We start from the raw sequence: 13,315 nt of genomic DNA on the forward strand, positions 1-13,315 counted from the left end.
CTTTATTTTCTTACCCTCCCCGCGTGCGGGCCGGGGGGGGGGGGGGGGGGCGGCGGGGGGGGGGGCGGCGCCCCCCCCCCCCCCCCCCCCCCCCCCCCCCCCCCCCCCCCCCCACGGCGCTACCCGTGATCAGTTGAGCTCGTCGGGGTTCGGGCCCATGCGGTTGCCGGTGTCCAGCTTCGCGATCGCGGCCATGTCATCCGGCGACAGTTCGAAATCGAACACATCGATGTTGGAACGGATGCGTTCGGGCGTGACCGACTTCGGTATCACCATGTGGCCCAGCTGCACGTGCCAGCGCAGCACGACCTGTGCCGGCGACTTGCCGTGCTTCTTGCCGAGCTGCACGAGCGTGTCGTTCTTCAGCAGCTCGCCACCCTGCCCCAGCGGGCTCCAGGCTTCCGTGATCACGTTGTGCTTCCGGTTCGCGGCGACCACGTCGTCCTGCGCGAAATCCGGATGCACCTCGATCTGGTTCACCACCGGGGTGACGCCGGTCTCCTTGACGATCCGGTCGAGGTGCGCGGGCTGGAAGTTGCTGACACCGATGGAACGGACCCGGCCTTCCTCGCGCAGGCGGATGAACGCCTTCCACGTATCGACGTAACGATCGTGCTTCGGCGTCGGCCAGTGGATCAGGTACATGTCGAGGTAATCGGTGCCGAGCTTCTTCATGCTGGCGTCGAACGCACGCAGCGTCGAATCGAAGCCCTGCTCCGAATTCCACAGCTTGGTGGTGAGGAAGATATCGCCGCGCGCGACGCCAGCCTTCGCGAGCGCATCGCCAACGCCGGCCTCGTTCTTGTAGATCGCGGCGGTGTCGATCGAACGGTAGCCGGCTTTCAACGCTTCCTGGACGGCGCGCGAGGTTTCATCGTCGGGGATCTGGAAAACGCCGAAACCGATCTGCGGCGCCTTGTGGCCGTCGTTGAGGCCGAGCAGCGGGACGGAATGTGCCATGCCTTGTCTCCTTGGGGAGGGGGAAACCACCTGCCATGGTGGCAGGTGGCCCCGCATGCAAGGCGTGACGGTCAGTCGTGGCGGACGGCGTAGTGCGATTCGACGTAGTTGTCGAGGATGGCCACGAACTCATCGGCGATGTTGTCGCCGCGTAGCGTCATGGCCTTCTCGCCATCGATGAACACCGGCGCGGCCGGCGCCTCGCCGTTGCCCGGCAGGGAGATGCCGATGTTGGCGTGCTTGGATTCGCCCGGGCCGTTGACGATGCAGCCCATCACGGCCAGCGTGAGGTTCTCCACGCCGTCGTACTTCACGCGCCACTCGGGCATCCGCTCGCGGACATGCCCCTGCACGGTCTTCGCCAGTTCCTGGAAGAACTCGCTGGTGGTGCGGCCGCAACCCGGGCACGCGGTGACCAGCGGAGTGAACGCGCGCAGGCCCATGGTCTGCAGCAGCTCCTGGGCCACGATGACCTCGGCCGTACGCGACTGCCCCGGTTCCGGCGTGAGCGAAATGCGGATGGTGTCGCCGATGCCTTCCTGCAGCAGCACGGCGAGCGCAGCGCTGGATGCGGTGATGCCCTTGGAGCCCATGCCGGCCTCGGTCAGGCCCAGGTGCAGCGCGTAGTCGCCGCGGCGGGCCAGGTCGCGATAAACCGCGATCAATTCCTGTACGCCAGAGACCTTGCAGGACAGGATGATCCGGTCCCGTGCCAGGCCCAGGTCCTCCGCGCGGGCGGCGGAATCGAGTGCCGAGCGGATCAGCGCTTCGCGGGCGACGTGTCCGGCATCCCACGGGTCGGCGCGGCGGCCGTTCTCGTCCATCAGCGCCGCGACCATCGACTGGTCGAGCGAGCCCCAGTTGGCGCCGATGCGCACGGGCTTGTCGTAGCGGATCGCCATCTCGATGATCGAGGCGAACTGCGCGTCCTTCTTCTTGCCGAAACCGACATTGCCCGGGTTGATCCGGTACTTCGCCAGCGCCTCCGCACAGGCCGGCTCGCCTTCCAGCAGCGGGTGGCCGTTGTAGTGTAAGTCGCCGATCAGCGGCACCGAGACGCCCATCATCTCCAGGCGCTCGCGGATGCGCGGCACGGCGGCCGCGGCGGCCGGGGTATTCACCGTGATACGGACCATTTCCGAGCCGGCGCGGGCCAGCTCGGCGATCTGCTTCGCCGTGGATACCGGGTCCTCGGTGTCCGTGTTGGTCATGGACTGCACCACGATGGGCGCGCCACCGCCCACCTGTACCTTGTCGATAACGACACCGGTGCTGGGGCGGCGGGGTTCGGCTTCCGCGGGGCGCGGGCGGATCAGGTCGTCGGTCATAGCGGGCCATTTTAGACCGAGCAGCGTCCCTGTGGGAGCGCGCTTGCGCGCGATGGGTTCACGAAGGGCCATCGCCCGGAATGCCTCTCACAAGGCATGCATCCGGCTTATCGATACACTCCGCCCATGAACCTCCACCGTCCCACCGCCTTTTCCACCCGCCAGTTCGCCGAACAGGCCCTGAGCCGCAGTGCCGGCGCGCCCCTGATCGGCGGTAATGCCGTTGACCTGCTGATCGATGCCCAGGCCCATTACGACGCCTGGCTCAAGGCCATCGCCGGGGCGAAGCGCCACGTTTTCCTCGAGAACTACATCATCCGCAACGACCGGATCGGCCAGGCTTTCCGCGATGCGCTGGTGGAACGCGCCCGCGCCGGGGTGTTCGTCGCGGTGATCGCCGACTGGGCGGGCTGCCTGGGCCAGTCACGCTCGAGCTTCTGGAACCCGTTGCGCCAGGCCGGCGGCGAGGTCCGCATCTACAACCCACCCCGGTTCGGCAGCTCGTTCGGCTGGATCAGCCGCGATCACCGCAAGGTCCTGGTGGTGGATGGCGAGACCGGCTTCCTGTCCGGCGTGTGCATCAGCGAGAAGTGGCTCGGCGACCCGGCCCGTGACGTGCCGCCATGGCGCGACACCGGCGTGATGCTCCGCGGCCCCGCGGTGGCCGAGATCGAGCAGGCCTTTGCCGATAGCTGGCGCGATGCCGGGCCGGCCGGTTTGCCCGAGGACGCACGCGTGGCCCGGCATGAACCTGCCGCCGAGGCGGGTGAGGTGAACCTGCGACTGATCGCGACCCAGCCCAGCACGGCGGGCATGTACCGCCTGGACCAGATGGTCGCGGCCATGGCCACGAAGACGCTGTGGCTGACGGATGCCTATTTCGTGGGTGTCGCACCGTATGTGCAGGCGCTTTCCGCCGCCGCGCGCGATGGCGTCGATGTCCGCCTGCTGGTGCCCGGCAGCAGCGATATCCCGATGGTGGCCGGCATGTCGCGCTCCGGTTACCGGCCGCTGCTGAAGGCCGGCATCCGCGTCTTTGAATGGAACGGTTCGATGCTGCACGCGAAGACCGCTGTGGCCGATGGCCGCTGGGCGCGCGTGGGCTCGTCGAACCTCAACCTCGCCAGCTGGCTGAGCAATCGCGAGATCGATGTGGCGATCGAGGATGCCGGCTTCGCGGCGAAGCTTGCCGCCCAATACGAAGCCGATCTGGAGAACGCCACGGAGATCCTGCTGCGCGGTTCCCGCCGGCGCACGGGCAACGAGCGCCTGCGTAGTCGCTCGCCACGGCCGCCGCGTCCGCGGCATGGTGGCGGCAGTTCCAGCCGCGCGGCGGCCGGTGCGCTGCGTATCGCGAACACCGTGGGCGCGGCGATCACCCACCACCGCGTGCTGGGCGATACCGAATCCGGACCGGTGCTGGCCGGCGCGCTGACGGCCATCGTGCTGACCATCGTCGCGGTGCTCTGGCCCGCGGTGATCGCGTGGCCGCTCGCGCTCGTCGGCGCGTGGTTCGCGGTGAACCTGACGATCAACTGGTTCGCCCTGCGCAAGCAGCGCAGGCGGCAGGTGGATGAGCCGGGGCCTTGAGGGAAAAGCATCGCAGTAGGAGCTCACCCTGTGAGCGACGCCTTTCGTAGCGCCGCCGCAGGGTCTCGATCGTTTCCGCGAAAGATGTCGCCCACAGGGTGGGCTCCTACGGCGAGCGAGGCGGTTGTGGGAGCGCGCTCGCGCGCGATGCCTACTGCCGCGACTTGAAGGTCAGCGGCTGCGCATCATTGCGCGCCGCCGGCGCCGGCCCGCAGCTGTTGCACGAGCCGCAACCATCGCCGCAACTGCCCGACGCACTGGCCGGCTGCACCTTCCTGCCGATCGCACGCAGCACGCCGGCACGGCCTTCATGGTTCAGGCTGGCGGAGACACCCGCCATCACCCGCGTGGAGGTCTTCGGCAGGAGCTTGCGGAACGCCACGTAAGCGCTCGCAAGCACCACGATGCCAACGATGAGGGTTTCAAAGACCTGGAAGCTGCTCACGAGAGCGCCCTCGCGATCTGGTACGTAGCGAACGAGGCCAGGTAAGCCAGGCCGAACAGGTAGCCCGCGGCGATCGCCACGTTGCGCCAGGAATTGGTTTCGCGGCGGATCACTGCCAGCGTCGACATGCACTGCGGGGCGAACACGTACCACGCCAGCAGCGACAGCGCCGTGGCCAGCGACCACGAATGTGCGATGACCGGCCCCAGCTGCGTGGCGACCGTATCGTCGCTACCCGACATGGCATACACGGTACCCAGCGCGGCCACCGCAACCTCGCGGGCGGCGAGGCCCGGGACCAGCGCGATGCAGATCTGCCAGTTGAAGCCGATCGGCGCGAAGATGTACTGCAGGCCGCGGCCGAGCATGCCGGCCAGGCTGTAATCGATCGCCGGCTGGGTCGCGCCATCCGGCGGCCCCGGGAAGCTGGAGAGGAACCACAGCAGCACGGTGAGCGCGGTGATGATGCCACCCACGCGCTTCAGGAAGATCAGCGCACGTTCCCACAGGCCGAGCGCGACGTCGCGCACGTTCGGCAGGCGGTACGAGGGCAGCTCCATGATCAGCGCATGCTCGCTGCGATCCTTGCGGAAGCGCTTCATCACGAACGCCACGCCCAGCGCGCTGAAGATGCCCGCGAAATACAGCACGAACAGCACGATGCCCTGCAGGTTGAAGATGCCGACGGCGCGATCCGGGATGAACGCGGCGATCAGCAGCGTGTACACCGGCAGGCGGGCCGAACACGTCATCAGCGGCGCCACCAGGATCGTCGTCAGGCGATCACGCGGGTCGTTGATGCTGCGCGTGGCCATGATCCCGGGGATAGCGCAAGCGAAGCTCGAAAGCAGCGGGATGAAGGCGCGCCCAGTCAGGCCTACCTTGAACATCATGCGGTCCAGCAGGAAGGCCGCGCGCGGCAGGTAGCCGGATTCCTCGAGGATCAGGATGAACAGGAAGAGGATGAGGATCTGCGGCAGGAACACGAGGACCGCGCCCAGGCCCGCGAACACGCCATCGTTGAGCAGGCTGTGCAGCGCGCTGTCGGCCGGGAGGAAACCGGTGACGTACTGGCCGAGCGCGGCGATGCCGCCCTCGATGGCATCCATCACCGGCTGTGCCCAGGAGAACACCGCCTGGAAGATGAGGAACATGAGCACCGCGAGGATGCCCAGGCCGAACACCGGGTGCAGCGCCCAGCGATCGATCGCGTCATCGATGGCGACGGTGTCGCGCGACGTCGTCACCGTCTCCGCGAGGATCGAACGCACTTCGGCGTGCAGCTCATCGACGCTGGCATGGTCGATCGCCGCCGGGACCACGTCGGGCACGGCCGCATCCAGCCGCTCGACCAGCGCCTTCGCGCCGCCACGCTGGACCGCGATGGTCTCCACCACGGGTACGCCAAGCCGCTGCGAGAGCTTCGCCACGTCGATCACGAGACCACGCCGACGCGCGGCATCCATCATGTTCAGTGCGAGCACCACCGGGCGGCCAAGGCGGCGCACTTCGAGCACGAAGCGCAGGTGCAGGCGCAGGTTGGTGGCGTCCGCGACGCATACGATCAGGTCAGGCGCCGCCTCACCGGGGTAACGGCCGTGGCAGACGTCGCGGGTGATCGCTTCATCCGGGCTCGTGGCATCGAAGCTGTACGCGCCCGGCAGGTCCAGGATCTGCAGCGTGCGGCCGGACGGCGCGGTGAAACGGCCTTCCTTGCGCTCCACGGTGACACCGGCGTAGTTGGCCACCTTCTGGCGGCCGCCGGTCAGCTGGTTGAACAGCGCGGTCTTGCCGCAGTTCGGATTGCCCACCAGGGCAATGCGCATCGTCGAGGCACTCATGCCGCACCTTCCACGTTCACTTCCACGCGCGCCGCTTCCGTCTTGCGCAACGCGAAGCGCGTCGAACCGATCTGGACCAGCAAGGGATCGCCGCCGAGCGGGCCCCGGGCCACCAACCGCACCGGCTCACCCGCGACAAAGCCCAGGTCGCGCAGGCGCTGCGCGATGGGGTCGGCGGGATGGGCATCGGTAACGGACTGGACCACGGCTTGGGCACCTTTCGGCGCGTCGGACAGGCGCACTGGGGAATATCTCAAATAAGAACTGTTCGCATTGTACGCCTTTTACCTGACCGCCTGCATCTCATGTAAGGGTTAGACGGACCCGGGTTTTGGCACCACACCTACAGACCGGCCGTTTATGATTCTCATGACACCTTTCGGAGATCCTTCATGCCGGCTGTTGAACTGACCCGCCGCGGCACCGTCGCCTGGCTGCTGATGAACCGCCCGGAGGTGCACAACGCCTTCGATGACGCCCTGATCGCCGAACTGACGGCTGCGATCGACGCGGTGGACGCCGATCCGGAGGTGCGCGCGGTGGTGCTGACCGGCACGGGCGCAAGTTTTTCCGCTGGCGCCGACCTGAACTGGATGCGTGGCATGGCTTCGGCGTCGGAAGCCGACAACCGCGCGGATTCCGAGCGCCTGGCCCGGCTGATGCGCCGGCTGCAGTTCCTGTCCAAGCCGACCATCGCCCGGGTGAACGGCGCGGCGTTCGGCGGCGGCGTCGGTCTCGTCGCCTGCTGCGATATCGCCATCGCAGCGGAAGGCGCCAAGTTCGCGCTCTCCGAGGTGAAGCTCGGCCTGGTGCCGGCGGTGATCTCCCCGTACGTGATCGCCGCGATCGGCCTGCGCCAGGCGCGCCGGCTATTCGTTACCGGCGAAGTCTTTGGCGCCGCGGCCGCGCATGCCATGGGCCTTGTCCATGAAACCGCGCCGATGGAAGAGCTCGACACTGCGGTCGAGCGCGTGCTCGGCCTGCTGGGCAAGGGCGGCCCCGTGGCCCAGCGCGAGGCAAAGCAGCTGGCACTCGGCATGGGCGGCATGACCGAAGCCGCCATGGAAACGACCGACACGGCGAACGCCGCACTAATCGCCCGCCTCCGCGTCTCCGCCGAAGGCCAGGACGGGCTCTCGGCCTTCCTCGACAAAGCCCAGCCCTCGTGGCTGCAATAACCCAGCGATGTAAGGCGCTCCCCCGTAGGAGCCCACCCTGTGGGCGACGCCTTTCGCGAGGCGTTCTAGCGTTAATACCGGGAATTGAAGCGCTGTCGCGAAAGATGTCGCCCACAGGGTGGGCTCCTACGCTCACGTTGTTCGCACTGTTGTTGGTCGCGACTTCCGTGCAGGCTTCGGACATCCATGCTGACATTGAACGGCATGTCGCCGCACCACGGTTCGCCGCCGCCTCCTGGGGCATAAGCGTGGTGTCACTGGATGACGGCCGTGTCGTGTATGCGCATGACGACGGCAAGCTCATGCTCCCCGCCTCCACGGCCAAGCTCTACACCGCCGCCTTCGCACTCGACCGCCTCGGTGCGGATTACCGCACGCACACCGATGTGCTGGCCGCTGGTGACATCCGCCGGGGCCGCCTGCGCGGCGAGCTTGTCCTGCGCGGGCGTGGCGATCCCACGCTGAGCGGCGACGGCTGGGCCGACCAGCTGGCGCAGCAGGTCGCCGCCGCCGGCATCACCCGCGTCGACGGCGGCGTGGTCGGCGATGACACGGCCTTCCCCGGCCCGCCGATCGGCAGCGGGTGGGAGGCCTCCGATCTGCAGGAGTACTACGGCGCGACCGCCAGCGGCCTCACCGTCGACGAAAACACCATGGTCGCCACGGTGCGCGACGACGCCGTCACGCTGACGCCCGTCGATGCGGCAACGACGCTGGCCGAACAGCCGGCGGATACCCCCGAGCTCTACCGGGCACCCGGCACCGCGACGTTGCATGTGCTCGGCGCGCAGCCGCGCAAGAGCCGGCTCTCCCTGCCCGACCCGGCGCTCACCGCGGCGCGCCGGCTCACCGCCGCGCTGGAGAAGCACGGCATCACGGTGAAGAAGGAGGCACATAGCGTGCATTGGCCGATCCCGGCGCCGCAGGGCATCCAGTTGGCGACGCTTCCTTCGCCCACGCTCGGCGAGATCCTTGCCTCCGGCCTGAAGCGCTCGCAGAACATGTACCTGCAGAGCGTGTTCCTGCTTGCGGGCGCCGAAGCACACGACCAGGCCGCGCCACGCACCGAGGACCGTGCCGTCGCCGCGCTTGCCGCCTGGCTCGCCAGCCGCGGCATCGGCCCGTCGGCCACCTCGCTCGAGGAAGGCACGGGTCTTTCGCGGCACGACCTCACGACGGCGGGTTCGCTGACGCACCTGCTACTGACAAGCGATACACCGGCATTCCGGGCTTTGCTCCCGGTCGCCGGCATCGACGGCACGCTGGCCCGCCGCCTGAAAGGCACCGCTGCCGAAGGCAACGTGCAGGCGAAAACCGGCAGCATGAGCTACGTCAACGCGCTCGCCGGTTACGTTACGACGAAGTCAGGCCAACGCCTGGCCTTCGCCGTCATTCTCAACAACTACAAGCCCACCCAGGGTGCCGCGCCGGTGTCATCCGAAGTGGACGCGATCGCCGTGATGCTCGCGGAGACTCCTGAACACCTCTGACCCGTAGGAGCCCACCCTGTGGGCGACATCTTTCGCGAATGCGCTACAGGGCCTGTGGCGTCAACGCGAACGGCGTCGCCCACAGGGTGGGCTCCTACAAGATCAACCGAGGACGGCTGGCAGATCCTTACCGATCTTCTCGGGCGTATCGGTCGGCGCGTAGCGCTCCACCACTTCGCCATCGCGGTTCACCAGGAACTTGGTGAAGTTCCACTTGATGCCTTCGGTGCCGAGGAAGCCTTTCTTCGTCGACTTCAGCCACTTGTACAGTGGGTGGGCCTTGTCGCCGTTGACGTCGATCTTGGAGAACATCGGGAACGAGACGTCGTAGGTGAGCGAGCAGAAATCACGGATCTCGGCTTCGTCGCCCGGCTCCTGGTGACCGAACTGGTCGCACGGGAAACCGAGCACATCGAAGCCCTGGGCGCCGTACTGCTTCTGCAGTTCTTCCAGGCCCTTGTACTGCGGCGTGAAGCCGCACTTCGAGGCGACATTAACCACCAGCACGACCTTACCCTTCCACTCGGCAAGCGAACGCTCGTTGCCGTCGATATCGCGGGCGGAGAAATCGTAGATGCCGGTCATGGTGCTCCTTCGTAGGCGGGTGGAAAGCGCACAGTCTACGCCGCCCGGGGCCTTCGGCTACCATGGGCGCCTTCCCCGCCAGGCCCACCCCCGCCCGTGATCCGATTCGAAGCCGCGTCCAAGTCGTACCAGGTCAACGGAACGCTGGTCCCTGCCCTGCAGCCCGTGGACCTCGCCATCCAGCAGGGCGAGGTGTTCGGCATCATCGGCCATTCCGGTGCGGGCAAGTCGACCCTGTTGCGTATGGTCAACCTGCTCGAGCGGCCCACCGCCGGCAAGGTGCTGGTCGACGGCCGCGACGTGACCCATGCCGAGGGAGCCGAGTTGCGCCGCCTCCGCGCCGGGATCGGCATGATCTTCCAGCACTTCAACCTGCTGAGCTCGCGCACCGTGGCCGATAACGTCGCCTTCCCGCTGCGACTGCAGGGCGGCACGGCCGAGGCGGATATCGCGGCCCGCGTGGCGGAGTTGCTCGCGCTGGTCGGGCTCGAGGCCCATGCGAACAAATACCCGGCCCAGCTCTCCGGCGGCCAGAAGCAGCGCGTCGGCATCGCTCGCGCGCTCGCCAGCAAACCGTCGATCCTGCTGTGCGATGAAGCCACCAGTGCGCTGGATCCGCAGACCACCGCGTCCGTGCTCGAACTGCTGGCCGACATCAACCGCCGGCTCGGCCTGACCATCGTGCTGATCACCCACGAGATGGATGTGATCCGCCGCGTCTGCGACCGCGTGGCGGTTCTCGATGCGGGGCACGTCGTCGAGCTGGGGACCGTGGCCGACGTCTTCCTGCATCCGCAGCATCCCACCACCCGCCGTTTCGTTGCCGAGGCCGATCACCGCGAGGGGCGCGGCCCGGAATACGCCGGCGTGCCTGGCAAGCTGTTCCGCCTTTCGTTCCGTGGCGATACGACGTATTCGCCGCTGCTGTCGCGCGTGGTGCGCGATACGGGCGTGGAATATAACCTCCTCTCCGGTCGCGTGGACCGGATCAAGGATGAACCTTACGGCCAGCTCACCCTGGCCATGCACGGCGACCGCCTGGACGATGCGCTCGCGCAGCTCCGCACCGCCGGTGTCGATATCGAAGAGGTGACCCGGTGAGCCCGCTGCAGACGTTGTTCCCGAATATCGACTGGGCCGAGATCCTCCAGGCCTGCTTCGATACGCTTCTGATGCTGGCTGGCTCGCTGCTGTTCACGCTGGCGATCGGCCTTCCGCTGGGCGTGTGGCTGTTCCTCACCGCGCGCGGGCAGCTGCACGCGAAGCCGAAGCTCTACGGCGTGCTGTCGCTGGTAGTGAATGTGCTCCGCTCCATTCCCTTCATCATCCTGATGATCCTGCTGATCCCGGTGACCAAGGCCGTCACCGGCGTGAGCATCGGTATCCGCGGTGCGATCGTACCGCTGGTCATCGGCGCGGCGCCGTTCTTCGCCCGCCTGGTCGAAACCGCCCTGCGCGAAGTCGATCGTGGCGTGATCGAAGCCAGCCAGGCCATGGGCGCCACGACGAAGCAGATCGTGATGCGCGTGCTGCTGCCGGAGGCACGCCCCGGCCTGGTCGCTGCGACCACCGTGACCGCCGTGGCCCTGGTCGGCTACACCGCCATGGGCGGCATCGTCGGCGCGGGCGGGCTGGGTGCGCTCGCGTACCAGTACGGCTATAACGGCTACAAACCGGACTACATGCTGGTCACGGTGGCCTTGCTCGTGGTGCTCGTCCAGGTGCTGCAGATGCTCGGCGACTGGCTCGTGGCGCGGTACAGCCGTAAATAAGCCCACAGGGCCATTTTGCATCTGGCGGTATGGACGTCTATGCTGTCGCACCGCAACATGCCTGCCTGGACGCCCCCATGAAGAAGTTCCTGCTCCCCCTGGCCGCCACCCTTGCCGTCCTCATGGCTGGCTGTTCTGGCGGCGCCTCGGGTGGCTCGGCGGACGCCGGCAAGCCGCTCACCGTGGCTGCGACCCCGGTTCCGCACGCGGAAATCCTCAAGGAAATCAAGCCGCTTCTGGCAAAACAGGGCGTGGACATCGAGATCAAGGTGTTCACCGACTACGTGCAGCCGAACATGCAGGTAGCCCAGAAGCAGCTGGACGTGAACTTCTTCCAGACCGAGCCCTACCTCGACGCTTTCAACCGCGAGCGCGGAACGAACCTGGTCAAGGTTGTCGGCGTGCACATCGAGCCGTTTGGCGCCTATTCCCGCAAGTACAAGACAATCGACGAAGTGCCGGATGGCGCCAATGTCGTGATCCCGAACGACCCGAGCAACAACAGCCGCGCCCTGCTCCTGCTGGCCAAGCACAACCTGATCACCCTTCAGAACCCGGGTGACAAGCTGGCGACGCTGAAGGACGTGGACCAGAACCCGAAGCACCTGAAGTTCCGCGAGCTCGAGGCCGCCATGCTGCCGCGCGTGCTCGACGAAGTGGACCTCGCGCTGATCAACACCAACTACGCCCTCGCCGCCGGCCTCAACCCGGTGAAGGACGCGCTGCTGATCGAAGACAAGGATTCGCCGTACGTCAACTTCCTGGTCTCGCGCCCGGACAACAAGGATGACCCGCGCGTGCAGAAGCTCGCCGCCGCGCTCACCTCGCCCGAGGTGAAGGCGTTCATCGAGAAGACCTACAACGGCGCGGTGCTGCCGGCGTTCTGAGCCGGCAGCAACACACGCGCCTCAGGCCACCGGCACCGACGGCAGGATCAGGTCATCCAGGTGGCCGCCGGATGCTTTTTGCTGGTTCACCGGGTCATCGATCAGGCTATGTGGGAACACCGGCGGCAGCGCGCTTGCTTCGTCAAGCCGCCGCAGGTGTTCGGGCGCAAGGACGACGCTAGCCGCGCGCAGGTTGCCTTCCAGCTGCGCCACGCTGCGTGGCCCGATGATCGGCAACGGGCCCTTCGCAGCCACCCAGGCGATCGCCAGCTCGCCAGGCTCGATGCCAGTCTCCGCCGCGATCGCAAGCAGCGTATCCACGATGCGCGTGCGCTGCCCGCTGTCCTCATCCTGGAAGACGCGGCCGGCAAAGCCTTCCTTGCGGCCCGTCTCGCCACGGCGATACTTGCCGGTAAGCATGCCGCCACCGAGCGGCGACCACGCCACGACACCAAGGCCTAGCGCTTCCGCCGCGGGGAGCAGTTCGTGCTCGGTGGTCCTTTCCACGAGGCTGTGTTCCACCTGCAACGCGGCGATGGGCAACGAGCCGCGCACCTCGGCAAGCGTCGCCGCGCGCGCCACGCGCCACGCGGGGAAGTCCGACAGGCCTGCATAAAGGATCTTGCCAGCGCGAGCGAGATCGTCGAACCCACGGAGCATCTCTTCGATGGGTGTGACCTTGTCAGGAAAGTGCACCCAGTACAGGTCCAGCCGGTCGGTCTTCAGCCGCCTCAGGCTCGCCTCCAGGGACGTCACCATCGCCCGACGGCTATTGCCGGTCGCGAGGAGGCTCGCCTCCTTGCCACCCGCCTGGGTGTACTTCGACGCAAGGACGAAGTCATCGCGTCGTCCCTGCAGCAGTTGCCCCAATATCTCCTCGGATTGGCCAAACTGGTACGTATCGGCGGTATCGATGAAGTTGCCACCCGCCGCCTGGTAGGCATCCAGGATACGGCGCGCCTCATCGGGCTCGGCGCCATGCCCCCAGCGCGTACCAAAATTGCCGGTGCCAAGGACGAGCTCGGAAACACGAAGGCCGGTATGCCGGCCGAGGACTCGATAGCGCATGCTCATTTGCCCGCCGCCTGTTCGATGATCGACACCACCAGGTCCGGGTGCGAGAGGAACACGGTGTGGCTCGAGCCCGGCACTTCAGTGACTTTCGCCTTTGCGCGCTTGTACATCCAGCGCTCGAGGTCCGGGTTGATCGTCTTGTCCGCCGTCGGTACGACCGCCCAG

At 67.1% G+C, this 13,315-nt stretch carries 14 protein-coding genes; 6 read left to right on the forward strand and 8 right to left on the reverse strand.

Annotated features, from left to right (window positions below; genetic code table 11):
• Positions 1–129 precede the first annotated feature (129 nt).
• Entirely contained in the window at positions 130–960 is an 831-nt protein-coding gene (locus tag ACTHLF_RS17915; protein ID WP_440329095.1) for an aldo/keto reductase, read from the reverse strand.
• A 71-nt stretch (positions 961–1,031) separates the two neighbouring features.
• A complete protein-coding gene (ispG, locus tag ACTHLF_RS17920; RefSeq protein ID WP_440329097.1) occupies positions 1,032–2,288 on the reverse strand; it encodes a flavodoxin-dependent (E)-4-hydroxy-3-methylbut-2-enyl-diphosphate synthase in 1,257 nt (418 codons plus the stop codon).
• 126 nt (positions 2,289–2,414) lie between these two features.
• Here ispG and ACTHLF_RS17925 point away from each other — a divergent pair, with 126 nt between their 5' ends.
• On the forward strand, positions 2,415–3,878 hold the full coding sequence (locus ACTHLF_RS17925) for a phospholipase D-like domain-containing protein (protein WP_440329099.1): 1,464 nt from the start codon (positions 2,415–2,417) through the stop codon (positions 3,876–3,878).
• A gap of 151 nt (positions 3,879–4,029) precedes the next feature.
• On the opposite strand, the gene ACTHLF_RS17930 is transcribed toward ACTHLF_RS17925, so the two are convergent.
• From ACTHLF_RS17930 to ACTHLF_RS17940, 3 genes are read right to left on the reverse strand one after another with little or no spacing between them, the layout of a single operon-like run.
• The gene (locus ACTHLF_RS17930) at positions 4,030–4,323 is read right to left on the reverse strand and encodes a DUF6587 family protein (RefSeq protein ID WP_440329101.1); all 294 of its coding nucleotides are present in this window, start codon (positions 4,321–4,323) and stop codon (positions 4,030–4,032) included.
• Positions 4,320–6,164, reverse strand: coding sequence for a ferrous iron transport protein B (gene feoB, locus ACTHLF_RS17935; RefSeq protein ID WP_440329103.1), 1,845 nt, complete (start codon positions 6,162–6,164; stop codon positions 4,320–4,322). Before feoB ends, ACTHLF_RS17930 begins: the two co-directional genes overlap by 4 nt.
• Entirely contained in the window at positions 6,161–6,406 is a 246-nt protein-coding gene (locus ACTHLF_RS17940) for a FeoA family protein (protein ID WP_440329104.1), read from the reverse strand. The genes feoB and ACTHLF_RS17940 overlap by 4 nt, the downstream gene beginning before the upstream one ends.
• A 150-nt stretch (positions 6,407–6,556) precedes the next feature.
• Here ACTHLF_RS17940 and ACTHLF_RS17945 point away from each other — a divergent pair, with 150 nt between their 5' ends.
• Together ACTHLF_RS17945 and dacB are read left to right on the forward strand one after the other, a co-directional pair.
• Positions 6,557–7,342 carry an enoyl-CoA hydratase/isomerase family protein gene (locus ACTHLF_RS17945; RefSeq protein ID WP_440329106.1) on the forward strand — a complete coding sequence of 262 codons (786 nt, stop codon included), beginning with the start codon at positions 6,557–6,559 and terminating at the stop codon, positions 7,340–7,342.
• A 167-nt stretch (positions 7,343–7,509) separates the two neighbouring features.
• Positions 7,510–8,832 carry a D-alanyl-D-alanine carboxypeptidase/D-alanyl-D-alanine endopeptidase gene (gene dacB / locus ACTHLF_RS17950; protein ID WP_440329108.1) on the forward strand — a complete coding sequence of 441 codons (1,323 nt, stop codon included), beginning with the start codon at positions 7,510–7,512 and terminating at the stop codon, positions 8,830–8,832.
• 102 nt (positions 8,833–8,934) lie between these two features.
• Here dacB and ACTHLF_RS17955 read toward each other — a convergent pair whose 3' ends face one another.
• Positions 8,935–9,417: a glutathione peroxidase gene (locus tag ACTHLF_RS17955; RefSeq protein ID WP_440329110.1), complete on the reverse strand. Its 483-nt coding sequence runs from the start codon at positions 9,415–9,417 to the stop codon at positions 8,935–8,937.
• A 96-nt stretch (positions 9,418–9,513) separates the two neighbouring features.
• Here ACTHLF_RS17955 and ACTHLF_RS17960 point away from each other — a divergent pair, with 96 nt between their 5' ends.
• The 3 genes from ACTHLF_RS17960 to ACTHLF_RS17970 all read left to right on the forward strand — a co-directional run bounded on the left by ACTHLF_RS17960 (position 9,514) and on the right by ACTHLF_RS17970 (position 12,076).
• Positions 9,514–10,518: a methionine ABC transporter ATP-binding protein gene (locus tag ACTHLF_RS17960; protein ID WP_440329112.1), complete on the forward strand. Its 1,005-nt coding sequence runs from the start codon at positions 9,514–9,516 to the stop codon at positions 10,516–10,518.
• Entirely contained in the window at positions 10,515–11,189 is a 675-nt protein-coding gene (locus ACTHLF_RS17965) for a methionine ABC transporter permease (RefSeq protein ID WP_440329114.1), read from the forward strand. Before ACTHLF_RS17960 ends, ACTHLF_RS17965 begins: the two co-directional genes overlap by 4 nt.
• Positions 11,190–11,266: 77 nt before the next feature.
• On the forward strand, positions 11,267–12,076 hold the full coding sequence (locus ACTHLF_RS17970) for a MetQ/NlpA family ABC transporter substrate-binding protein (protein ID WP_440329116.1): 810 nt from the start codon (positions 11,267–11,269) through the stop codon (positions 12,074–12,076).
• A gap of 21 nt (positions 12,077–12,097) precedes the next feature.
• On the opposite strand, the gene ACTHLF_RS17975 is transcribed toward ACTHLF_RS17970, so the two are convergent.
• Together ACTHLF_RS17975 and ACTHLF_RS17980 are read right to left on the reverse strand one after the other, a co-directional pair.
• Positions 12,098–13,150, reverse strand: coding sequence for an aldo/keto reductase (locus ACTHLF_RS17975; RefSeq protein ID WP_440329118.1), 1,053 nt, complete (start codon positions 13,148–13,150; stop codon positions 12,098–12,100).
• Positions 13,147–13,315: alpha/beta fold hydrolase (locus tag ACTHLF_RS17980; protein WP_440329119.1), on the reverse strand; the 169-nt coding region annotated here is incomplete at its 5' end. The genes ACTHLF_RS17980 and ACTHLF_RS17975, both read right to left, overlap by 4 nt.

It is taken from the genome of Luteibacter sp. (assembly GCF_051958795.1).
Classification (GTDB): Bacteria; Pseudomonadota; Gammaproteobacteria; order Xanthomonadales; family Rhodanobacteraceae; genus Luteibacter.

Coding starts and splice junctions, on each gene's coding strand:
- ACTHLF_RS17915 (WP_440329095.1), bottom strand. CDS start 960: ATGGCACATTCCGTCCCGCTGCTCGGCCTCAACGACGGCCACAAGGCG.
- ispG (WP_440329097.1), bottom strand. CDS start 2,288: ATGACCGACGACCTGATCCGCCCGCGCCCCGCGGAAGCCGAACCCCGC.
- ACTHLF_RS17925 (WP_440329099.1), top strand. CDS start 2,415: ATGAACCTCCACCGTCCCACCGCCTTTTCCACCCGCCAGTTCGCCGAA.
- feoB (WP_440329103.1), bottom strand. CDS start 6,164: ATGAGTGCCTCGACGATGCGCATTGCCCTGGTGGGCAATCCGAACTGC.
- ACTHLF_RS17945 (WP_440329106.1), top strand. CDS start 6,557: ATGCCGGCTGTTGAACTGACCCGCCGCGGCACCGTCGCCTGGCTGCTG.
- ACTHLF_RS17955 (WP_440329110.1), bottom strand. CDS start 9,417: ATGACCGGCATCTACGATTTCTCCGCCCGCGATATCGACGGCAACGAG.
- ACTHLF_RS17970 (WP_440329116.1), top strand. CDS start 11,267: ATGAAGAAGTTCCTGCTCCCCCTGGCCGCCACCCTTGCCGTCCTCATG.
- ACTHLF_RS17975 (WP_440329118.1), bottom strand. CDS start 13,150: ATGAGCATGCGCTATCGAGTCCTCGGCCGGCATACCGGCCTTCGTGTT.